General features: G+C 72.6%; 22 protein-coding genes. 13 read left to right on the top strand and 9 right to left on the bottom strand.

From position 1 onward, the window contains the following. The first annotated feature begins 47 nt into the window (after positions 1–47). On the top strand, positions 48–236 hold the full coding sequence (locus EXE59_RS20105) for a hypothetical protein (RefSeq protein WP_135840482.1): 189 nt from the start codon (positions 48–50) through the stop codon (positions 234–236). Between the two features lie 47 nt (positions 237–283). Here EXE59_RS20105 and EXE59_RS20100 read toward each other — a convergent pair whose 3' ends face one another. Then, a complete protein-coding gene (locus EXE59_RS20100; protein WP_135840481.1) occupies positions 284–937 on the bottom strand; it encodes an SDR family oxidoreductase in 654 nt (217 codons plus the stop codon). Positions 938–1,169: 232 nt separating this feature from the next. Between EXE59_RS20100 and efp the strand changes: the two genes are divergently transcribed. The 3 genes from efp (at position 1,170) to EXE59_RS20085 (ending at position 3,028) form a co-directional block, all read left to right on the top strand. Then, positions 1,170–1,733: an elongation factor P gene (gene efp, locus EXE59_RS20095; protein ID WP_129454524.1), complete on the top strand. Its 564-nt coding sequence runs from the start codon at positions 1,170–1,172 to the stop codon at positions 1,731–1,733. Positions 1,734–1,740: 7 nt separating this feature from the next. After that, positions 1,741–2,151 carry a transcription antitermination factor NusB gene (gene nusB / locus EXE59_RS20090; protein WP_135840480.1) on the top strand — a complete coding sequence of 137 codons (411 nt, stop codon included), beginning with the start codon at positions 1,741–1,743 and terminating at the stop codon, positions 2,149–2,151. 64 nt (positions 2,152–2,215) lie between these two features. Beyond that, positions 2,216–3,028, top strand: coding sequence for a DUF1206 domain-containing protein (locus tag EXE59_RS20085; RefSeq protein ID WP_135840479.1), 813 nt, complete (start codon positions 2,216–2,218; stop codon positions 3,026–3,028). On the opposite strand, the gene EXE59_RS20080 is transcribed toward EXE59_RS20085, so the two are convergent. Continuing rightward, positions 3,025–3,741 (bottom strand): TetR/AcrR family transcriptional regulator, encoded by a 717-nt coding sequence (locus EXE59_RS20080; RefSeq protein WP_135840478.1) that lies wholly within the window; start codon positions 3,739–3,741, stop codon positions 3,025–3,027. The genes EXE59_RS20085 and EXE59_RS20080 overlap by 4 nt on opposite strands. Positions 3,742–3,785: 44 nt before the next feature. Between EXE59_RS20080 and EXE59_RS20075 the strand changes: the two genes are divergently transcribed. Continuing rightward, a complete protein-coding gene (locus tag EXE59_RS20075) occupies positions 3,786–4,667 on the top strand; it encodes a S1 family peptidase (protein ID WP_168218614.1) in 882 nt (293 codons plus the stop codon). A 6-nt stretch (positions 4,668–4,673) separates the two neighbouring features. Here the strand turns inward: EXE59_RS20075 and EXE59_RS20070 are convergent, their stop codons facing one another. Next, the gene (locus EXE59_RS20070) at positions 4,674–6,191 is read right to left on the bottom strand and encodes an ATP-dependent DNA ligase (RefSeq protein WP_135840476.1); all 1,518 of its coding nucleotides are present in this window, start codon (positions 6,189–6,191) and stop codon (positions 4,674–4,676) included. A gap of 61 nt (positions 6,192–6,252) precedes the next feature. Between EXE59_RS20070 and EXE59_RS20065 the strand changes: the two genes are divergently transcribed. Then, positions 6,253–6,867 carry an FMN-binding negative transcriptional regulator gene (locus EXE59_RS20065; protein WP_135840475.1) on the top strand — a complete coding sequence of 205 codons (615 nt, stop codon included), beginning with the start codon at positions 6,253–6,255 and terminating at the stop codon, positions 6,865–6,867. Continuing rightward, on the top strand, positions 6,864–7,475 hold the full coding sequence (locus tag EXE59_RS20060) for a hypothetical protein (RefSeq protein ID WP_135840474.1): 612 nt from the start codon (positions 6,864–6,866) through the stop codon (positions 7,473–7,475). Before EXE59_RS20065 ends, EXE59_RS20060 begins: the two co-directional genes overlap by 4 nt. Positions 7,476–7,489: 14 nt before the next feature. On the opposite strand, the gene EXE59_RS20055 is transcribed toward EXE59_RS20060, so the two are convergent. Continuing rightward, positions 7,490–8,851, bottom strand: a complete 1,362-nt coding sequence (locus EXE59_RS20055) for an HNH endonuclease (protein ID WP_135840473.1) — start codon at positions 8,849–8,851, stop codon at positions 7,490–7,492. 199 nt (positions 8,852–9,050) lie between these two features. Between EXE59_RS20055 and EXE59_RS20050 the strand changes: the two genes are divergently transcribed. Beyond that, positions 9,051–9,674: an SRPBCC family protein gene (locus tag EXE59_RS20050; protein ID WP_210429081.1), complete on the top strand. Its 624-nt coding sequence runs from the start codon at positions 9,051–9,053 to the stop codon at positions 9,672–9,674. 13 nt (positions 9,675–9,687) lie between these two features. Then, the gene (locus EXE59_RS20045) at positions 9,688–10,344 is read left to right on the top strand and encodes an SRPBCC family protein (protein ID WP_135840472.1); all 657 of its coding nucleotides are present in this window, start codon (positions 9,688–9,690) and stop codon (positions 10,342–10,344) included. A 9-nt stretch (positions 10,345–10,353) separates the two neighbouring features. On the opposite strand, the gene EXE59_RS20040 is transcribed toward EXE59_RS20045, so the two are convergent. Further along, entirely contained in the window at positions 10,354–11,373 is a 1,020-nt protein-coding gene (locus EXE59_RS20040; RefSeq protein WP_135840471.1) for an App1 family protein phosphatidate phosphatase, read from the bottom strand. Between the two features lie 160 nt (positions 11,374–11,533). Between EXE59_RS20040 and EXE59_RS20035 the strand changes: the two genes are divergently transcribed. Continuing rightward, positions 11,534–12,349 carry a resuscitation-promoting factor gene (locus EXE59_RS20035; protein WP_210429080.1) on the top strand — a complete coding sequence of 272 codons (816 nt, stop codon included), beginning with the start codon at positions 11,534–11,536 and terminating at the stop codon, positions 12,347–12,349. Positions 12,350–12,368: 19 nt separating this feature from the next. On the opposite strand, the gene kynA is transcribed toward EXE59_RS20035, so the two are convergent. Then, entirely contained in the window at positions 12,369–13,235 is an 867-nt protein-coding gene (gene kynA / locus EXE59_RS20030) for a tryptophan 2,3-dioxygenase (RefSeq protein ID WP_246056934.1), read from the bottom strand. Positions 13,236–13,298: 63 nt separating this feature from the next. Between kynA and EXE59_RS20025 the strand changes: the two genes are divergently transcribed. The 3 genes from EXE59_RS20025 to EXE59_RS20015 all read left to right on the top strand — a co-directional run bounded on the left by EXE59_RS20025 (position 13,299) and on the right by EXE59_RS20015 (position 16,903). After that, positions 13,299–14,243, top strand: a complete 945-nt coding sequence (locus EXE59_RS20025) for a DNA-3-methyladenine glycosylase family protein (protein ID WP_246056933.1) — start codon at positions 13,299–13,301, stop codon at positions 14,241–14,243. A gap of 78 nt (positions 14,244–14,321) precedes the next feature. After that, positions 14,322–15,998 carry an NAD(P)/FAD-dependent oxidoreductase gene (locus EXE59_RS20020; RefSeq protein WP_135840470.1) on the top strand — a complete coding sequence of 559 codons (1,677 nt, stop codon included), beginning with the start codon at positions 14,322–14,324 and terminating at the stop codon, positions 15,996–15,998. Then, a complete protein-coding gene (locus EXE59_RS20015) occupies positions 15,995–16,903 on the top strand; it encodes a hypothetical protein (protein ID WP_135840469.1) in 909 nt (302 codons plus the stop codon). Before EXE59_RS20020 ends, EXE59_RS20015 begins: the two co-directional genes overlap by 4 nt. Here the strand turns inward: EXE59_RS20015 and argS are convergent. The 3 genes from argS to EXE59_RS20000 all read right to left on the bottom strand — a co-directional run bounded on the left by argS (position 16,839) and on the right by EXE59_RS20000 (position 20,748). Continuing rightward, positions 16,839–18,575, bottom strand: coding sequence for an arginine--tRNA ligase (argS, locus tag EXE59_RS20010; protein ID WP_135840468.1), 1,737 nt, complete (start codon positions 18,573–18,575; stop codon positions 16,839–16,841). The two genes, EXE59_RS20015 and argS, sit on opposite strands and share 65 nt — an antisense overlap. Before the next feature lie 39 nt (positions 18,576–18,614). Continuing rightward, entirely contained in the window at positions 18,615–19,859 is a 1,245-nt protein-coding gene (locus EXE59_RS20005) for a phospholipase D-like domain-containing protein (protein ID WP_342777220.1), read from the bottom strand. Between the two features lie 82 nt (positions 19,860–19,941). Then, the gene (locus tag EXE59_RS20000; protein ID WP_135840466.1) at positions 19,942–20,748 is read right to left on the bottom strand and encodes an aminoglycoside phosphotransferase; all 807 of its coding nucleotides are present in this window, start codon (positions 20,746–20,748) and stop codon (positions 19,942–19,944) included. Positions 20,749–20,750: the final 2 nt, after the last annotated feature.

The following is a 20,750-nucleotide window of genomic DNA, read 5'->3' as shown; positions in this document are numbered from 1 at the left end:
CACTCGGGCGAGGCGGTCACGAGGTCGTGTCGCCGGGGGAGGGAACCATGAGAAGCGTCGTCAGCAGGAGCGCGCACGCCGACCAGCTCGAGGCGGAGGTCCGCGACGCGATGTGCTGCGTGCCGACCGACCGGTGCTGGGACTGCCAGGTCAAGCTGGGGGAGGTGCGGGCGGCGCGCCGCGACGCGGTGCTGCATCGGCTCAGCACCGTGCGTCCGAGGCGGTCGGTCCGGTGATGGTGCGCGACGGCGCGGCCGGCGGCGGGGGCGTCGTGGGGCCGGACTCAGGCGAGCGACGCCAGCCAGTCGCTGATCGGGACGTCGCCGTCACCGAAGACGAGGGTCTTCCGGTGGGCGCGGGGGTCGTCGAGCACCGCGAGGGCGACCTGCGCGACGAGCTCGCGTGAGGTGGTGTCGCCGTCCCGGAAGCCGGCCCGGGGGTTGACCGACCCCGTGCCGGGCTCGGTCGTCAGCGTGCCGGGCCCGAGGACCGTCCAGTCGAGGCCGGAGGCGCGGAGGTGGTCGTCGGCGGCGATCTTGGCGTCCTGGTAGTGCCGGAACGGGTTGTCCGCGGGCACGAGCGCGTCGGGCGTCGAGCCGGAGAACGACACCATCACGTAGCGACCCACTCCAGCGGCCTTCGCCGCCTCCATCGACCGGATCGCGGCGTCGCGGTCCACGGCGTACGTCCGGTCGGGGTCGCCGCCGCCGGCACCCGCCGACCACACGACCGCGTCCTGCCCGGACAGCGCGTCGGCCAGTGCCGCCGTGTCCGCGTCCTCCACGGACGAGACGAGCGCCGAGGCGCCGGTGGCCTCCACGTCCGCGACGTGGTCGGGGTTGCGGATTACCGAGGTGACCTCGTGCCCCGCCTCGACCAGCATCGGAGCCAGGAGGAGGGCGATCTTGCCGTGTCCGCCGAAGATGGTGACTCGCATGGGAGCGACGCTAGCGCGGCTACGGTGAGCCGGTGCAGACGTCCACCCAGGGCCTGACCATCGGGGCGACGGAGGTCCGCAAGGAGTTCCGCGCCGACCACGAGGACCAGGCCGAGCATTTCATGGCTCTCGTGGCCCACCACTAGACTGGCGCGTCGGCGCTGGGCCCGAGTGGTCGCAGCGCCTGCACCTCTTGACACCTGGACACGCGACGAAGGCGGAGATCGAGCACATGGCAAGCACCAACGACCTCAAGAACGGCATGGTCCTCAGGATCGAGGGTCAGCTCTGGGCCGTCGTCGAGTTCCAGCACGTCAAGCCCGGCAAGGGCCCGGCCTTCGTGCGCACCAAGCTCCGCAACGTGGAGTCGGGCAAGAACGTCGACAAGACCTTCAACGCCGGCACCAAGGTCGAGACCGCCAACGTCGACAAGCGGACGATGCAGTACCTCTACAACGACGGCTCGTCCTACGTCTTCATGGACACCAGCACCTACGAGCAGCTCGAGGTCTCGCCCGAGGTCGTCGGCGACGCCAAGAACTTCATGCTGGAGAACCAGGAGGCGATCGTCGCCACCAACGACGGCCGCGTCCTGTTCATCGAGCTCCCCGCCTCCGTCGAACTGCTGATCGCCGAGACCGAGCCGGGCCTGCAGGGCGACCGCTCCACCGGCGGCACCAAGCCCGCCACGCTCGAGACCGGCCACACCATCGCGGTGCCGCTGTTCATCACGACCGGCGAGAAGGTCAAGGTCGACACCCGCGACTCGTCCTACCTCGGCCGCGTCAAGGCCTGACGCCGACGTGGCTGCCCGTTCCAAGGCCCGCAAGCGCGCGCTGGACATCCTCTTCGCCTCCGAGCTCCGCTCGGAGGACCCGGTGGTGGCGCTCGACCGCGCCATCGAGGCCGGCGAGGGTCCGACCAACGAGTACACCAGCACGCTGGTGCGCGGCGTCGTCGAGCACCGTGAGCGCATCGACGAGGTGCTGTCGACCTACAGCAAGGGCTGGACCCTGAGCCGGATGCCCGCGGTCGACCGCAACGTGCTCCGCATCGGCGTCTACGAGCTGCTCTGGGGCGACGCCGACGTGCCGGAGACGGTCGCGGTGAGCGAGGCCCTGCACCTCGTGCAGGACCTCTCCACCGACGACTCGCCGGCCTTCGTCAACGGTCTGCTGGGCTCGGTCCAGCGCGACCGGGCGACGCTGGTCTGAGCGTCCCCCTCGCAGGGGTGACCGCCGCTCGCCGGTGAACGCTCGTACGTCCTAGGTTGGCGTCATGAGCACCCCCTCCCGCAGCGCCGAGTCCGTCCACCAGAGCCAGTGGATGGACTGGGCCATCCGCATCGGCCTCGTGACGTACGGCGTCGTCCACCTGCTCGTCGGCTGGCTCGCCCTGCAGCTCGCCTTCGGCGACAAGGAGGACCAGGCCTCCAACTCGGGTGCCATGCACTACCTCGCGCAGCAGCCCCTCGGCGGCTTCCTCGTGTGGGTGATCGCGATCGGGATGGTATTCCTGGTCATCTGGCGGTTGCTCGAGTTCGGCTTCGGCTACCCCGAGGAGTCCGACGACAAGAAGCGCTGGCGCAAGAGGGCGACGTCGCTCCTCAAGGCCGTCATCTACGGCGCGATCGCCTTCAGCGCGTTCACGACCGCCACCGGCGACGGTGGGGGCAAGGGCGGTTCCGACTCGATGACGGCGAAGCTGATGCAGATGTCGGGTGGCCAGCTCATCGTGGGCGCCGTCGGCCTGGCGATCATCGGCTACGGCATCTCGCTGGTCGTGCGCGGCTGGACCGAGAAGTTCCGGGAGAACCTGGACGCCCAGGGCCAGTCGGGGCAGGACGGCTCGGCGTACGTCCTGGCCGGCAAGGTGGGCTACATCGCGAAGGGCATCGCCATCGGCCTCGTCGGCGGCCTCTTCGTCTACGCGGCGATCACGCACGACGCGAAGAAGTCGGGTGGTCTCGACCAGGCCCTCCAGAAGGTGCTCCAGGTCCCCTTCGGCCAGGCCCTGCTCGCCGCGATCGCGATCGGCATCGCGGCGTACGGGATCTTCTGCTTCGCCCGGGCCAAGCACCTGTCGCGCTAGCGTCCCGGGGCTGCCGTCGCGGGAGCGCCGGCGGCATGGGCCAGGGCGGTGGCGACCATGTGGTCGCGGACCTGGGTGGCCGTGATCCTGCTGATCCGCGGCACGCCGGGCTCCTCCTCGGCCACCAGCATCGCGACCCGGCCGAGCTGGAGGGTGCCGAGACCGCTGGCGTAGAGCATGTTGGCGAGCAGCTCGGGGTCCTCGACGTGGAAGTCGCCGCTGCCCGCACCTGAGGTGATGGTGCGGGTGAGCACCGACAGGCAGCCGCTGATCGCCTGGCCGAGGCGGTACATCGCGGACTCGCTGACCTCCTCGAGGAGGTCACCGCCCGGTCGGCGCATGATCGACTGCGCGCAGTCGACGAAGGCCGGGTGCGCCAGGCCGTAGTCGACGAAGGCCTCCACCAGGCGGACGAGCTGCTCGCGCGGGTCGTCGGTCGTCGCTGCCGCGCGCTCGAGGGCCACGCGCAGCTCGTCGAGGTACTGCACCAGCGTGAGGCTGAACAGCTCCTCCTTGCCGGTGAAGTGGCGGTAGATGATGGCGCGGTTGATGCCGACGGCCTTCGCGATGTCCTCGATCTGCGCATCGCGGACACCGCGCTCGTCGAAGAGCTGGCGGGTGGCCGAGATGATCTCCGCCTCGCGCGCCCGGCGGCGCGCGGCCGCGGAGCCGCCGCGTCCGGAGGCCGCCGTGGGCGTGGGGTCGGTGCTCATGGCGGCCAGTCTAGGGAGCGCTTGCGTGTGGTTCGATGCCCCCCATGCCGCTCCTCCGGGCCCGTCGGGTCGCCTCGCTGGTCGCACCCGTCCTGCTGGTTCTCGGGGTGATGTCGGCGATCGACGCCTCGGCGGCCCCCTCGACGGGCGCCACGTCGACGGTCATCGTGTCGGCCGGCGCGGACGCGGCGGGCCGGTTCGCCGGGACGGCACGCCTGCCCGGCTGCTCGGGCGGCGTCGTGCGCTGGCCGGGCGCCCTCGACACCGACCGCGCCGTGGTGATCACCAACGGCCACTGCGTCCGCTCCCCGTTCCTCGGCGCCCGCGAGGTGCTCGTCGACCAGAGGAGGTGGACGCGGATCGAGCTGCTCGACGCGAGCGGGGAGGTGGCCCGGACCGTGCGCGGCGTGCGCCTGGTGTACGCGTCGATGTTCCGCACCGACCTCGCCGTGCTGTCGCTGCGCGAGACGTACGCCGAGCTGGCCGGCAGCGGCGTCGAGCCGCTCACGCTGGCCGGGGGAGGTCCGTCTCGCGGGGACCGGATCCGGATCCCGTCGGGCTACTGGACCGAGCAGCGCGCCTGCGCGACCCGCGGCACGGCGTACCGGCTGCACGAGCGGTCCTGGGACTGGTGGCGCTCGATCCGGCTGCCGGCGCGGGACGGCTGCGCGATCCGCGGTGGTTACTCCGGGTCGCCGATCGTCTCCCGCGAGACCGGTCTGGTCGTGGGGATCGCCAACACCGGCTACGTCGGCGGGCGCCGCTGCGTGGACTCGGCCTGCGAGGAGGACCGGCGCGGTCGGGTGCGGATGGTGCGGCACATGAACTACGGGCAGCAGACGTCGTGGGTGCTGGGCTGCCTCGACGGCGGTCGGACCTTCGACCTGGGCACCCCGGGGTGCCGGCTAGCGAAGCCGCGGGGCTGACGGGGGTCAGCCGGTGACGTGGGAGCGCACCATCTCGATGGTGTCGGCCTCGTGGGCCGACTTGTCGTCGCGGTAGCGCAGGACCCGCGCGAAGCGGAGCGCGAGTCCTCCCGGGTAGCGGGTGGAGCGCTGGAGGCCGTCGAAGGCGATCTCCACCACCTGCTCGGGGCGGAGGTGGACGACGTGGCCCTCGCGGTGTGTCTCGAGGCCGAGGAAGCGCTCGGTCTGCCAGGTGAGCATCTCGTCGGTCATGCCCTTGAAGGTCTTGCCGAGCATCACGAAGCCCGTGGGTGACGTCTCGTCGCGGGCGCCGAGGTGGATGTTGGAGAGCCAGCCCTCGCGCCGGCCCGATCCCCACTCGACCGCGAGCACGACGAGGTCGAGGGTGTGCACCGGCTTGACCTTGACCCAGGCCGAGCCGCGACGGCCGGCGGCGTAGGGGGCGGACAGGTCCTTGAGGACCACGCCCTCGTGGCCGGCGGACACCGTCTCGGCCGCGAACGCGTCGGCGGCGGCGGGATCGCCGGTCACGAGGCGGCGTACGCGGTGCTGCTCGGGCACCAGCCTGTCGAGAGCGGCGAGCCGCTCGTGGCCGGGTGAGTCGAGGAGGTCGTGGCCGTCGACGTGGAGCAGGTCGAAGAAGTGGGGGGTCACCTCGACACCGGTCTCCTGCGCGGTGCGGCTCGCGGTGTCCTGGAAGGCCATGGGGCGGCCGTCGTCGGCCAGCGCGAGGGCCTCGCCGTCGAGGACGAACCGCTCGGCGGGGAGCGATCGCGCCACCTCGACGACCTCGGGCAAGCGGCCGGTGATGTCGTCGAGCGAGCGGGTCACGACCAGCACGTCGTCGCCGTCGCGGTGGACCTGGATCCGGATGCCGTCGAGCTTGGCGTCGATCGCGACGTCGGTGGTGCCGTCGCTGGAGAGGCCGGCCATCGCCGAGGCGACGTCGGGCGCGCTGGAGGCGAGCATCGGCATGATCGGCCGGCCGACCTCGAGGCCGATCGCGGCGAGCGCCTCCTCGCCCTCGAACGCTGCCCCGGCCGCCGCGACGGTGGACCCGGCGAGCATCGCGGCGCGGCGTACGGCGGCGAGCGGCACCTCGGCCACCACCGCCACCGCCTCCTGCGTCACCGCGTCGAGGGCACCCTGGCGCAGGTTGCCCGTGACGACCGCCTGGAGCCACGCCTGCTCGGCGGACGTGGCCCGTCCGAACAGGTCGACCACGGCCTCCCGGCGAGCGTGCTGCGACCCGGCCCCGGACAGCTGCGACATGGCCTCGAAGGCCTCGTGGACCGCGAGCACCTCCAGCGACGGCTCGTCGGCGGGCGCGGGCAGGTCGCTGACGCCTCGCCAGCCCAGGCCCGTACGCCGCTGGCGCAGGGCGCCGCCGAGGTAGGACACGACGACCTCGAGCTCCGTCGGATCAACCCGGCCGAGCAGCTCGGCGAGCAGCACGACCTTGGCCTTGCGGGATCGGGTGGCGGACACCTCGGCGGAGGTCGAGACGAGCTCGGCGAGCAGCATGGGTCCATCCTGCCGCCCACCACCGACATTTAGCCGCGCCCGAACGGGCAGGATGGGGCGCATGTCCGACCCGCAGCTCTACGTCCCGCGCTTCAACGTGATGGACCCCGACGACGTACGCCCCTTCGTCGCCGCCGTCGGCACCGCGCAGCTCGTCACCGTGGGCGAGGACGGTAAGCCGGACGCGACCTTCCTGCCGGTGCTGTGGGAGGGGGACCGGCTCGTCGCGCACCTCGCGCGGGCCAACGCCCACTGGCGCCGCATCGTCGACGGGTCGCCGGCGCTGGCGATCGTGACCGGTCCGGACGCCTACGTCTCGCCGTCCTGGTACGCCACGAAGGCCGAGCACGGCAGGGTCGTCCCGACGTGGAACTACTCGGTCGTCCACCTCCGCGGTGCCGTCACCGTCCACGACGACCCCGACTGGGTGCGCATGCTCGTCACCCGGCTCACGGACCGGCACGAGCAGCCGCGCGCCGAGCCTTGGGCGGTCACCGACGCGCCGGCCGACTACGTCGACAAGAACCTCCGCCCGATCGTCGGGGTCGAGCTCGTCGTCCGGTCGGTCGAGGCCAAGGCCAAGCTCAGCCAGAACCGGTCCGACGAGGACCGCGCCGGCGTCGCCACCGGGCTGGCCGCGGACGGCCGCGACCCCGACGGCCTCGTGGCACCGTGACCCGCCTCCGCGAACGCTTCAGCGGCCGCATCGCCGGCGTCGGCAGCAGCAGCGGGGTGCGGGTCGTCGTCGGCCGCTGGGACGACTCGCCGTGGGGTTCCTTCGCCGACGTCATGGTCGAGGACGCGGCCGGCCGCCGCGTGCTGCTGGCGCCCGACGAACGGGTCCGCGACTTCGTCGCCGCCACCTACTCGTTCGACGAGCACGTCATCGAGTCGGTGTCGGTGGAGGACACGGCCGACGGCTGGCAGGTCACCACGCCGTCGCTGTCCCTGCGCCTCGTGGTCGGAGGCCGTACGCCGCTGGGCGCCGCACTCGGCCTGGTGCCGGCCGGCGTCGCGACCTCGCCCGCCTGGTGCTCGCTCGTCGACCCGCTCGCGCGCCTCGCCATGCGCGGGGTGCGCACGCGCGGGACGGCCGGCGGTCACCGACGGGAGTGGTACGGCGCGACCTCGGTGCGTACGGTCACGGCAGCCGCGGGGGAGTGGCGCGGCAGGGACCTCGGCAGGCTCGCACCCGTCGACCCGCCCTGCCGGTTCGGGTTCTCGAGCACGCCACGGCGACCGTCGGTCACCAGCGTGGTGACCACGGTCGAGCGGGCTGGGTAGGCAGGCTTCGATGCTCAGGCGGCGAGCGTGAGCGACTGCGCGAGCCGCAGCTCGGCTGGTGAGAAGTCGGGCTCCCGGCCGCCGGGGAGTGGTGGCGCGGTCGACCTGAGGATGCGGAGGTGCTCGGTCACCCCGTGGACCTCGTGGGGACCGGTCTCGGGGGACGCCACCCAGGACGTCCAGCCGGGGCTCTCCTTGGCGTAGTTGCACCGCTCGCACAACCCCTGGCCGTTGTGGGCGCTTGTCGGGCCGCCGTCGCTCTCGCGGACGACGTGGTCGTGGTGGCGGATCGCTGCGTCGCAGCCGGGAGTGCGGCACCGCCCGCCGTCACGCAGGTCGAGGAGCTCGGCCAGCGCCGTCGGGAAGGTGCGGCTGCGGGACTCCATCGCGACCAGCGAACGGTCATCGGGACGTACGAAGAGTCGTCGGAGACTCAGCTTGGCGATCGCGGAGGCGTCGCGGACCAGTCGGGTGCACAGTCCGGCGGGCAGCCACCCGATGCCCGGCAGCTGGGCGGGCTCGTCGCCGCCGGCGAGCAGTGACTCAGCAGTGATGACGAGGTTGACGCTGACCGGGACCGCCTCGACCGGGTCCTGGCCGGTGATGCGGCGCACGAGCGTGTCGGCGCGGACCTGCCCGCCCGTGCGTTCGTCGCCGGCGGCGCGCGCCGAGGCCGCATCCTCGTCCAGGACCTGGCGGATGGCCGAGAGGTGCTCGACCGCCACGATGGCGGTGACCCTGCCGGTGCCGTCCCCGAGCTGACGGGTGGTCACGTGCCGGTCGGCCCGCGCGCGCTCGTGGCGACGGGCCTCGGCGTCGGCGGCGACGGTGAGACACGAGCGGCGTACGGCCCCGCGGAGCTTCTCGTCGCCGAGGCCGGCCAGCCCGGCCGACAACCTCGTCACGTCCGCGTCGACCGCCGTCCGCTGCGCGGGGTCGAGGTGGGCCACCTCACGGGCGACGGCGAAGGCCTGGTCCTCGCGGATCTCACCGCGGCCCAGGGCGGCGTGCACTCCGGGCAGGTCGTCGCGGAGCCGGCGGGAGAGCAGGACCCGCTGCTCGCCCTGGTAGGGGCTGGTGCGAGCGGCGAGAGCCACCTCCGCGCCGATCGACAACGCGCGTCGAGGCCGACGCCTGCCGTCCGACGGTAGGTCCTCGGCGGCCTCTGCGGCCTCGGCGAACGCGGCGGTCGCCAGCACCTGCGCAGCCGCCGCGGCGGCCTTGACCCGCTCCAGAGCCTCGAGCTGGTCGAGCAGTGCGACGGGGTGGCCGGTGGTGTCGATCCCGACCAGCAGATCCGCCAGGGCGTGCAGCTCGTCCGCGGACCAGCAGCCGGCGGCAACGGGAGCGTCGGTGGTGTCGGTGGTGTCGGTCATCCTGTGACCACCCCCAGGCTTCCATCGATCACACTACGAACAGATGTTCGACTATGGCATCCGCGGGCCCGCGCTGTCAAGCGCGAGCTCAAGCGGTTGATGCAACGAGGCTCGGGTTGAGGGGCGCGCGAGTTCCCGTCCCCGACTGCGTCCGACGCGGGGGGGTGCACCAGGCACGCCTCGCGGAGAGAATGGGTCCATGCCGAACCATGGGCCGCGGGCACGTCGAGCGGTGCTCCTCCTCGCCACAGCGGTCGGCGGGGCGCTCGTCGTGACCAGGTACCGGGCATGGCACCTGCGCTGGGGCGCGACCTCGGCCGAGGTCGCCGGGGCGATGCCCGGCGACGAGCTGCTGACGAGGGCGGACTTCGTCGCGACGCGGGCGATCTCCATCGCTGCGCCCCCCGAGCGGGTGTGGCCGTGGATCGTCCAGGTCGGCTTCCGGCGAGCCGGCTTCTACTCCTACGACCTGCTGGACAACCTCGGCCGGTCGAGCGCCGACGCTGTCCTCGACGACTTCCAGCACCCCGCAGTCGGCGACCTCGCTGCCCCCATGTCCTCCGGCGACGACGACCGCACCTCCTTCCGAGTGGCGAGCATCGAGGAGCCCCGGTCACTGGTGTGGCACAAGCCGGACTCGACCTGGGCCTGGCGACTCACCCCGGATGATGCCGGCGGGACGCGACTGGTGACCCGGTTGAAGGCGCGCTACGGCCCTGGGCCGTTCTGGCCGATCACCGTGCTCCTCATGGAGATCGGGGACTTCCCCATGATGCGCCGCATGCTCCTGGGCATCGCCGAGAGGGCCGAACGTCCGGTCTGAGGAAGTGGGAGGCATGCGTACGACATCGCGTACGGCGTTGGCGGCGGTCACCTTGGCCGCTGCTGCGGAGGCTGCACTCATCCAGCTGGGCCGCACCTACGGGTCGACTCCGGCCGAACGGGCGGCCGCCTTGCCGGGCGACAGCCTCGTCCCGCGCCCGAAGGTGCAGACCGACCACGCCGTCACCATCGACGCGCCACCGTCTGCGGTCTGGCCCTGGTTGGTGCAGATGGGCTGGGGGCGTGCGGGCTGGTACACGGCCCGCTGGGTGGACCGCCTGTTCTTCCCCGCGAACGGCCCCAGCGCCGATCACGTGGTGGCGGAGCTCCAGGACATCGACGTCGGCACCTTCATCCCGGACGGTCCACCCGAGACCGAGTGCGGCCTGCACGTCGTGGAGCTCCGGGCCGAGCGGGCACTGGTGCTGCGCTCCAACAGCCACCTCCCCAAGGCGTGGCGACGGTGGGCGGAGCTCGACTGGACCTGGGCCTTCGTTCTGACCCCGGTCGACGGGGGACGACGTACGCGCTACCACTTCAGGTCGCGCTGGGTCACTGAGCCGTGGTGGTTCAGCCTGCTGGGGCTCCTGGGCGTCGTACCGGCCGACTTCGTCATGGCGCGCGACCACCTCCGCGGAGTCAAGGCCCGCGCCGAGGCCGCCCCCGGCTGACGACCGGCCTCAGAGCAGCCCGAGGCCGCGCGCGTGCCGGCGTACGGCATCGGAGTCGGCCGCCAACACGAACGGCACGTCCGAGCCCCACGCGTCGGAGACCTCCTCCACGCGGCCGTCGCCCGGGTCGAGGCGCACCTCCCGGATGTAGACGGCCAGGACGCGTCCGGGGTGCTCGCGCACGATGTCGGCGTAGATCGCCGGGTCGTGCTCGCCGGAGTCGCCGAGCAGGACGAAGCGCAGGTCCGGGTGGACCTCGAGGACCTCGCGGATGCGGTCGTGCTTCTGCTCACGGCCCGCCCAGGTGCCGAGGAGGTCGCGCAGCAGGACGGGCCCGAGCGGGAAGCCGCGGTGGCGGAGGAACCCGAGGAGGAAGTCGTGCAGGTTCCACGGGCTCGACGAGACGTAGAAGACCGGGTTCACGCCCGCGGCGAGGTCCTGGTAGAGCTCGACCGCCCCGGGGAACGGGGTGCGGGTGAGCGAGGAGCCGGTGAGGGTCTGGAGGATCATCCGGCCGACCCGCTGGACGCCGGTCTGCAGGATGGTGTCGTCGACGTCCGAGAGGATCCCGAACCGCGCGCCCGCAGCCGGCACGCGGACGTCCACGGGCGTCGTGTGCGGGCCGGACAGCCCGCGGTAGTCGCCGCGCAGCTCGACGGTGCCACGGGTCCACGGGCTCTCGAGGGCGCCCGGCTCGGTGTGCACCCGGACCAGGAAGTAGCCCTCCGCGTCGGTCACGGCCTCGACCGTGGTGCCGGCCACGGTGACCGTCAGCGGCACCCCGGGCAGGTCGTTGGTCAGGAAGTGCCCGAGCGTGCGGCGGACAGCGGCACCCACGCCCTCCCCGTCCTCGGCCTCGGACGCGAGGGGGTTGTCGAGGACACGTCCGCGAACGACCACCCCGGCACGGCCGCCGTGGCCGACGTAGGCCTCGATCCGGAAGTGCTCGGGCTGCCGGGAGCGTGCCCGGCGCAGGCGGGCCCCGTCCCATGCGCGCTCGGCTGCGACGACCACCCGGCGAACGTCCATGGGTCAACCGTATGCGTGCGCCCGATTCGACATGACGGCGTGATCGTGTTCTGGTGGATGGGCCGCAGGCAGCGCCCTCGCCCATGAGCGAGGCGCCTCCCATCGTGAGGTGACGCACGCCGCGGCCCGTCGCCCCCAACCCCTGTGAGGTCCGAAGCACGTGCGTGCCACCACCACACCCGTCCAGTCCGCCCGCTCCATCCGACCGCGCGGAGCCGTCGCCGGCCTCGCCGCGGCTGCGCTCGCCCTGGCCCTCGTCCCCGGCAGCGCCGCGGCCGACGAGCCGCGCCAGGCCGTCGCCGTACGCGTCAAGGTGGCCGACCAGCCGCCGGTCGACGTGGCGACCGTCCCGCGCGTGTGGCCCGGGAAGCTGCTCGAGGCGCAGGGCGTCCCGGTGGACGGCAACGACCTGGTCGACGTCGTGCGCGACGGCCGCGAGGTCTCCGGCAAGCGCAAGCGCCTGCGGCAGGGCGACGTCGTCCGCGTCACGGACGTGGTCAAGGAGCGCAGGACGAAGCGCACCAAGGTCCGCCGCGGCACCGTCGAGGTGCCGACGACCAAGCTCGAGCCCGGCAAGCGCAAGGTCGTTCGCGAGGGCCGGCCCGGTGTCCGCAAGGTCGTCGCCGTCAAGACGCTCCACAACGGCGAGCCCGCGAAGTACCGCGTCGTCAAGCGCAAGCTCGTCAAGGACCCGCGCCCGCGCCGCGTGCTCGTGGGCCGCAAGCCGTACGCCGTCGCCGGCACCGCCGGTCTCAACTGGGGCGCGCTGGCCGACTGCGAGTCCGGCGGCAATCCCCGCGCGGTCAACCCGGCCGGCTACTACGGGCTCTACCAGTTCGACGTCAGCACCTGGCGCAGCGTGGGTGGCTCCGGCCTCCCCACCGCCGCCTCGGCCGGCGAGCAGACCTACCGCGCGAAGCTGCTGTACAAGCAGCGCGGCCGCTCCCCGTGGCCGAACTGCGGTCGCCTGCTCTGACGCTGACGCTGGGCCCGGCCTACTGCCCGATGCGCGTGCGCACCTCGTAGAGCTCGGGGAAGAAGGTCAGGCTCAACGCCCGCCGCAGGAAGTCCACCCCGGACGACCCGCCGGTGCCCACCTTGTGGCCGATGACCCGCTGCACGACCTGGAGGTGGCGGAAGCGCCACTGCTGGAAGGCGTCCTCGACGTCCACGAGCTCCTCGCACGTCTCGTAGACGCCCCAGTGCTCGGCGGGCGCGGCGTAGACGGACGCGAAGAGGTCCACGAGCTCGGGGTCGGTGGTGTGCGGCTGCGACCAGTCGCGCTCCAGCAGCCGCTGCGGGACGGCGTACCCCTGGCGGGAGAGGTGGGCGAGGAACTCGTCGTAGAGCGACGGCTCGTGGAGCAGCTCCGTGAGGGTGGTGCGGGCGGTCTCGTCGTGGGAGAAGACGTCGACCATGTCGGCGTTCTTGTTGCCCAGGAGGAACTCGACCTCGCGGTACTGCGCGGACTGGAAGCCCGAGCTGGTCGCCAGGAACGGCCGGATCTCGGCGTACTCGCTGGGCGTGAGCGTCGCGAGGACCGACCACTGGTCGGTCAGGGTGTGCTGGATGTGCTTGATGCGCGCCATCCGCTTCAGTGCGGGGGAGAGGTCGTCGGTGCGCAGCAGCGCCCGGGCCGAGCGCAGCTCATGGACCATCAGCTTGAGCCACAGCTCGCTCGTCTGGTGCTGCACGATGAAGAGCAGCTCGTCGTGCTGCGGCGGGTCGGACAGGGGCTGCTGGGCCGAGAGCAGCACGTCGAGGCGCAGGTAGTCGCCGTAGGACATGGACCTCGAGAAGTCCTTCTGGATGGTGTCCTCGAGGTCGCGCTTGTTCGGTGTCCCGCCCATTCCTTCTGACATGGCTGCAACCTATCCGTCGACCTGTCCGTCGTGGCGGTCGGTGGCCTCGTCTACCGTCGCACCATGGCCGCCACGTCCGCCCCGTCCGCCGGGCGCACCCGCACCTGGGTGCCCGGCTGGCCGTGCGCGCCCGCACAGGTGCTGCGCCCCCAGCGGCGCGGTGCCGGGGACCCGACGCAGCGACACCTCGACGACGGCCGCATCTGGCGTGCCATGCGTACGCCCACCGGGCCGGCGTCGTTGTGCGTGCAGCCGCGACCGTCGGCGGGGGAGGTCGTCGGACGTGCCTGGGGGCTGGGAGCGGAGTGGGCGCTCGACCGGATGCCTGCGCTGCTCGGCGCCGACGACGACCCCACCGGCTTCGAGCCGCACCACCACGCCGAGGTCGCCGACGGCTGGCGCGCCCACCAGCACTGGCGCATCGGTCGCACCGGCCTGGTGATGGAGTCGCTGGTGCCGTCGATCCTCGAGCAGAAGGTGACCGGCAAGCAGGCGTTCGGCTCGTTCCGCGAGCTCGTACGCCGCCACGGCGAGCCGGCTCCCGGGCCGGTGGCGCCGCTGGGGCTGATGCTCCAGCCCACGCCCGCCACGATCGCCGCGATCCCGTCGTGGGAGTGGCTGCGCCTCGGCGTGCAGCCGGCCCAGTCGCGCACGGTCGTCACCGCGTGCCGCCTCGCACCGTCGCTGGAACGGGTCGCGGAGGTGGCCGCCGACGAGGCCGACCGGCGGCTCCGGTCGGTCCGGGGGATCGGGGTGTGGACCAGCGCCGAGGTCCGCCAGCGCGCGCTCGGCGACGCCGACGCGGTCAGCTTCGGCGACTACCACCTCGCCAACTGGGTCGGCTGGGCGCTCGTCGGCCACGACATCACCGACGACCAGATGGCGGTGCTGCTCGAGCCCTATCGGCCGCACCGCGGGAGGGCTGCGTCGATGGCGATCGCCGGTGGCCGGTCGCGCCCGCGTCGGGGGCCGCGGATGAGCATCCCGACGCACCTGCCCACCCGCTGACCGGCAGCTCGTCACGCCGGTCCAGACCCCCAGAAATGGTGTCGCAGCCCGACGTGGCCGGGGGTAGCGTCGATCGTCATGGGCGACACGGACCCCGTCCTGCTGCTGGCGACCACCGACGAGACGTCGCGGGACGTCCTCCAGTCGGAGCTGCGCCGCAGGTACGGAGGCGACTACGAGGTGGTCGTGTGCGCCGACTACGTCCACGCACGCGCCGTCCTCGAGGGCCTGCGGCGGTGGGACCGGCAGGTGGCCCTCGTGATCGCCTGCTACGGACCCGACGACCGAGGCGGCCTCGACTTCCTGCGGCGCGCGTACTCGCTGCACCCCTCGGCGAAGCGTGCCGTCGCCGGCATCTGGGGCGACTTCGCCAGCACGACGGACGTGTTCGCGGCCATCGGCCACGGCCATGCCGAGCTCGTGCTGCTCCGGCCGGAGAGGCCGCGCGACGAGGAGTTCCACGGCGCCGTCACCGACACCCTGGACGACTGGCACCTGGCCCAGGGCATCGGGTTCGAGGCCGTACGGATGATCGGCGAGCAGCGCGACGAGCGCACCCACGCGCTGCGTGACCAGTTCGGTCGCAACCACATCCCGGTCGGCTTCCACCAGGCCGGCACGGAGTCGGCCAACCGGCTGCTCGCCGGGCTCGGCCTCACCGATCCGGAGCTGCCGGTGCTCCAGCTCGCCTTCACCACGCCACCCACGACGCTGGTCGCGCCGACCGACCTCGAGATCGCCGACGCCTTCGGGCTGATGCGCCCGTTGGCGACGGACCACGTCTACGACGTCGTGGTGATCGGTGCCGGCCCCAGCGGGTTGGCGGCGGCGGTCTACGCCTCCTCCGAGGGGCTCTCGACGATGGTGGTGGAGCAGCACGCGGTCGGCGGCCAGGCGGGCACCTCGTCGCTGATCCGCAACTACCCGGGGTTCGCCCGCGGGGTCAGCGGCGCCCACCTGGCCTACCGGTCGTTCCAGCAGGCCTGGGCCTTCGGGAGCGAGTACCTGTTCCTGCGCGAGGTGCAGGGACTGGGCACCGACGGCGGCCTGCGCACGGTCTCGATGTCCGACGGCAGCGTGGTCCGCACCCGCAGCGTCGTCATCGCCACGGGCGTCGACTACCGCATGCTCGACGTGCCCTCCCTCGAGCGGCTCGTGGGGCGAGGAGTCTTCTACGGCGCTGCGGTGTCCGAGGCGCCGTCGATGGCCGGGGCGGAGGTGTACGTCGTGGGCGGGGGCAACTCGGCCGGTCAGGCGGCCCTGCACCTGGCCCGCTACGCCCGCGAGGTGACGCTCCTGGTGCGCGGGCCGTCGCTCGCCGCGAGCATGTCCGAGTACCTGATCGCCCAGCTCGAGGCCACCCGCAACGTCGCCATCCGCTACCGCACGGCCGTCCTGGACGGTCGGGAGGTGGACGGGTGCCTGGCCGGCCTGACCCTGGGCCGTCCGGCAGGGGGCGACCCACACGGCGAGGGAGCCGCCGAGGACGTGTCAGCGAGTGGTCTCTTCGTGCTCATCGGGTCAGTGCCGCGCACGTCGTGGCTGCCTGCCGAGGTCGCCCGGGACGAGGCCGGCTTCATCCGCACCGGTCAGGACGGTCGGCTGCTGCTGGAGACCACCATGGAAGGCGTCTTCGCGGTCGGAGACGTCCGCTCGGGCTCGATCAAGCGGGTCGCGACGGCGGTGGGTGACGGCGCCACCGTCATCGCCCTGCTCCACGGCTACCTCGCCGCCCATCCGGCCCCCTCCGCATGACTGCCGTCACCGACGGCACGGTCACGGCTGCGATGCGCCGCCTGCTGGCCGTGGCCGCCGTGCTCGTTTTCCTGGCCGGCCTCCAGCTCACCGCCTTCCCCACCCGCACGGCGGACTGGTTCTCGTGGACGATCGACGTCCGCATGACGGCCGTGTTCCTCGGCGCGGCGTACGGGTCCAGCGCCGTCCTCGAGGTCGCCGGCGCGCGATCGTCGAGGTGGACCTCCGCTCGACTCGCTGTCTGGGCGGTGCTGGTCTTCACGGTGCTCACGTTGGCCGTCACGCTCGTGCACCTCGACAAGCTCCACCTCGGCGCCCAGCACCCGGTCAGTGCTCGGGCGGTCACCTGGGGCTGGCTCGCCATCTATGCAGGCGTCCCCCTGGCCATGCTCGCTGCACTGCTTCTCCAGGCGCGTGGGAGGCGCGCGCCGGCAGGCATGCGCGACCGACGACGTCTCCCAGCCGGCCTCGGGTGGCTGCTCGTGGGCCTCGCCGCGGTGCTGGTCGCATCCGGCCTGGCGCTGCTGGTGGCTCCCCAGTGGGCGGCTGACGGATGGGCGTGGCCGCTCACCCCGCTGACGGCTCGGGCCGTCGGCGCGTGGCTCGTCGGCCTCGGGTGGGCCGCGGGCCACGCCCGCCTCGTCGACGACATCGACGACGTCCGCCCGCTGGGCCTGACGGGCACCACCTTCGTGGTCCTCCAGACGGTTGCGCTGCTGAGGTACGGCGACGCGCTGGCCTGGGGGACGTGGCAGGCGACGGCGTACGTCGTGGGGCTGGCCTGGACGGCCGTGGTCGCCGGATGGATCCTTGCGCTCGAGGCGGGCGCCGGGCGCACGGTCACATCGTCTCGGGCGTCTCGATCCCGAGCAGGTGCAGGCCCCGGGCCAGCACGTCACCGGTGAGCCGGGTCAGCACCAGGCGTGAGGCCCGCGCCGGCGGCTCGGCCACGAGGATCGGGCACTGCTCGTAGAACACCGAGAACGTCTGTGCCAGCTCGAACAGGTAGGTGCACAGCCGGTGCGGCTCGAGCTCGCGGCCGACCTCGCCGACGACGTCGCCGAAGTCGAGGAGCGACAGCACCAGCGCCCGCTCCTCGGGCTCGGTGACCACGACCGGCCCCTCGGCGGGGGCCGCCCCCGCCTTCCGGAGCACCGACCGCGTGCGGGCCACGGCGTACTGCAGGTAGCGGCTGGTGTTGCCGTGGAGGGCCACCATCCGGTCGAGGTCGAAGACGTACCCGCTGTCGTGGGCCACGGAGAGGTCGGCGTACTTGACCGCCCCGATCCCCACCTGCGGCGCCAGCGTCGCGCGCTCGTCCTCGCAGAGCCCGGGACGGTCCTCGTCCAGCGCGCCGCGGGCGGTGGCGACGGCCTCGTCGAGCAGGGCCATCAGGCGGAGCGGCGCGCCGGAGCGGGTCTTGAGGATCTTGCGGTCCGGGTCGAGGACGTTGCCGATCCGCACGTGCACCGGGCGTACGTCCTCCGGCAGCCAGCCCGCGCGGCGTGCGGTCGCCCACACCATCTGCAGGTGCAGCGCCTGGGGCGCGCCGATCACGTAGAGCATCCGGTCGGCCTCGAGGTCGCGCACCCGGCGACGCACGGTGGCGAGGTCGGTGGTGCCGTAGCCGTAGCCGCCGTCCGACTTGCGGATGATGAGGGGGAGCGGCTTGCCCTCGCGGCCGGTGAAGCCGTCGAGGAACACGCACAGCGCGCCGTCGCTGACGGTGGCGATGCCGGCCTCGACGAGCTCGTCGCAGACCCGCGGCAGGTCCGCGTTGTAGGTCGACTCGCCCGCGAGGTCGGCGTCGGTCAGGCTCACCCCGAGCCGGGAGTAGATCGCGTTGAAGTAGTGCTTCGACAGGTCGACCAGCTCGCCCCACAGCCGCAGGGTGTCGGGGTCGCCGCCCTGGAGCGCGACGACGCGGGCCCGGGCGCGGACGGCGAACCCGGGTTCGTCGTCGAAGTTCCGTCGGGCCGCCTGGTAGAAGGTGTTCGGGTCGGTCTCGACCAGCAACGCCTCGGCGGAGCCCTCGCCGACGTCGAGGAGGTGCTCGATGAGCATGCCGAAGGGTGTGCCCCAGTCGCCGATGTGGTTCTGCCGGACGACGGTGTGGCCGAGGTGCTCGAGCACCCGCGCGAGGGCGTCGCCCACGACGGTGGTGCGCAGGTGCCCGACGTGCATCTCCTTGGCCACGTTGGGCGCGGAGTAGTCGATGACGACCCGCTCCGGGCTCTCTCGCGGCACCCCCGTACGGGCATCCGCCGCCAGCGCCTCGGCGGCGGAGCCGAGCCAGCTCCCGCCCAGCGTCAGGTTGATGAAGCCCGGTCCGCTGATCTCGATCGACTCGCACACGTCGCCGGCCAGTGCCCGGACCGACGGTGCCTCGACGATCCGCTGGGCCACCTCGCGTGGCGGCATCCCGAGCCCCTTGGCCAGGGCGAGGGCCGCGTTGGACTGGAGGTCGGCGAACTGGCTCGGTCGCAGGACCGGGTCGGCGTCGCGGTGCTCCGGGCCGAAGGCCTCCTCGATCGCTGCGGAGACGACGGGCGCGAGAGTGGCGGACGCGGACGGCATGGCGCGAAGGCTACTGCGGCGTGCCGTGCTCCCGGGCACTCACAGCAGCGGCCGCAGCGGAGCCAGGAAGCTCTCGGTGAACTTCCGGTTGAGGTCGCGCGCCTCCCACTCGTCGAGGGTCAGCTCCAGGCAGTTGGACTCGTCGGTGCGGAAGACCTCCTCCATCACCGCGGCGAACGCCGGATCGATGACCTCGAGGTTGATCTCGTAGTTGCCCTGGAGGCTCAGCCGGTCGATGTTGGCGGTGCCGACCGTCGACCAGCTGCCGTCGATGGTCGCGGTCTTGGCGTGCACCATCGCGTCGCGGAACCGCAGGATGCGCGCCCCGGCGCCGAGCAGCTGGCCGTAGTAGCCGCGCGAGATCCAGTCGGCGACGATGTGGTTGGACTTCAGCGGCAACAGGATCCGTACGTCGACTCCCCGCCGTGCCGCCTCGGCCAGCGCGTCGACGAAGTCCTGGTCGGGCAGGAAGTACGCCGTGGTGAGCCAGATGTTGCGGCTCGCGCGGTTGATCGCCTCGAGGTACATGCTGCGGATCGGGAAGTTCCACTGGCGCGGGACGTTCTTGTGCACCCGGATCTGGGGGTCCCAGTCCGACGCCGTCTCGAGGAGCAGCGGTCGCTCGTTGCGGCGCAGCCGGTGGTGGCGGTTGAGGTTCCAGAAGTCGGCGAACGCCCGCTTCATGTCCCACACCCCGGGGCCGGTGATGCGCACGTGGGTGTCGCGCCACTCGGTGGCGTACGCCGAGCCGATGTTGTAGCCGCCGAGGAAGGCGACCTCCTCGTCCACGACGAGCATCTTGCGGTGGTTGCGGCCGTAGCGGCGCAGGTCCCACACCCGGAGGCCGGCCGTCCACACGGGGTAGCGCAGCACCTTGAGGGAGGGTGGGAAGCGCTTGAACGCGGGGGAGACCACCATGTTGGCGAAGCCATCGTAGACGCAGTGCACGTCGACGCCGCGGGCAGCGGCCGCGGTCAGGGCGGTCTTGAACTTCCACCCGATGTCGTCGCCCTTCCAGATGTAGGTCTCGAAGAGGATCTGCTTCTTCGCGCCGTCGATCGCGGCGAGCATGTCGTCGTAGAGGTCGCGGCCGAACGTGTACGTCGTGATCTCCCCGTCGCCCACCGGCACCGTGTCGGGTCCGCTGACGGGGAAGGGCTTCGGCTTCTTGCCCCGGCGTCGGTAGGAGTCGATGAGCGAGAGCGCGACCGCGAGGCCGACCTGCAGCCCGACGAGACCGAGCAGGGTGCGCCGCAGGGCGGTCAGCGTGCGGGCGACGGTCACGCGCTCAATCTAGCCACGGGACCCAGCGAGCTCGTGGCGCGACGCGGCGGGTGCTGGTGATCCCCTCGACCGCGTGCGCTGATCAGGCCAGCCCGAGCGCGGCGTACCGCTCGACGTCGCACGGGCGGTCGGACAGCACCCGGAAGAGCGCGGCACGCAGCATCGCCTCCCTCTGGACGCCATGGCGCCACTCGTCCAGCGCGGCGACCGGGGCACCGAGCCAGAGCACGGCGTCCAGCACGCAGACCGCCTCCGCCCACAGCGGGGAGCGCCAGGCGGGGGAGAGGTCGATGACGAAGGGGGCACCGGTCGCATCGAGCAGGACGTTGCCCGCGAGATCGCCGTGGACGAGCTGCTCGCGGCCGAGGTCGGTGTTGTCGAGGCCCGCGGTCAGGGCGCGCACGAGGTCGGCGAGCCCGGCCTCGGGCCGCCCGGCTGCGGCACGCTGCGCGGCGTCGGCGTCGTACGCCTGTCGCTCCGCGTCGGCCCAGCGGCCGGTGCGGGCGTCGAGCCCGTCGGGCCGCTCGGGGACCGAGGTAGCGAGGTGTGCGTGGAGCAGGTGGGCCGTGGCCCGCAGGGTCGCCAGGTCGTGGCACGGCGTGGTGCCCGGCTCGAAGCGGGTGGCGGCCCAGCCGTCCACAGTCAGGTTTCCGTCCCGGGCCGGGACGGGCATCGCCAGCCGGAGCGAGTGGGGCAACGACTCGTCGAGACGTACGGCCAGCCGGGCCTGGATCGGCGCCAGCCACGTCTCCGACTCGTCATGACCGGGCGACAGGACCAGGTCTCCGGCCCGCCAGCTCGTCCCCTGGCCGCCGGGCAGCGGCTCCAGCACGCCCTCGGCCGCGAACAGGTCGAGGACGTGGTCGGGCGGCGGGGAGGGATGTGGCACCG

It is taken from the genome of Nocardioides eburneiflavus, assembly GCF_004785795.1.
In the GTDB taxonomy this organism is placed as follows: Bacteria; Actinomycetota; Actinomycetes; order Propionibacteriales; family Nocardioidaceae; genus Nocardioides; species Nocardioides eburneiflavus.
Note: the sequence above shows the minus strand (reverse complement) of the source record. Positions and strands in the feature narration are given on the sequence as shown.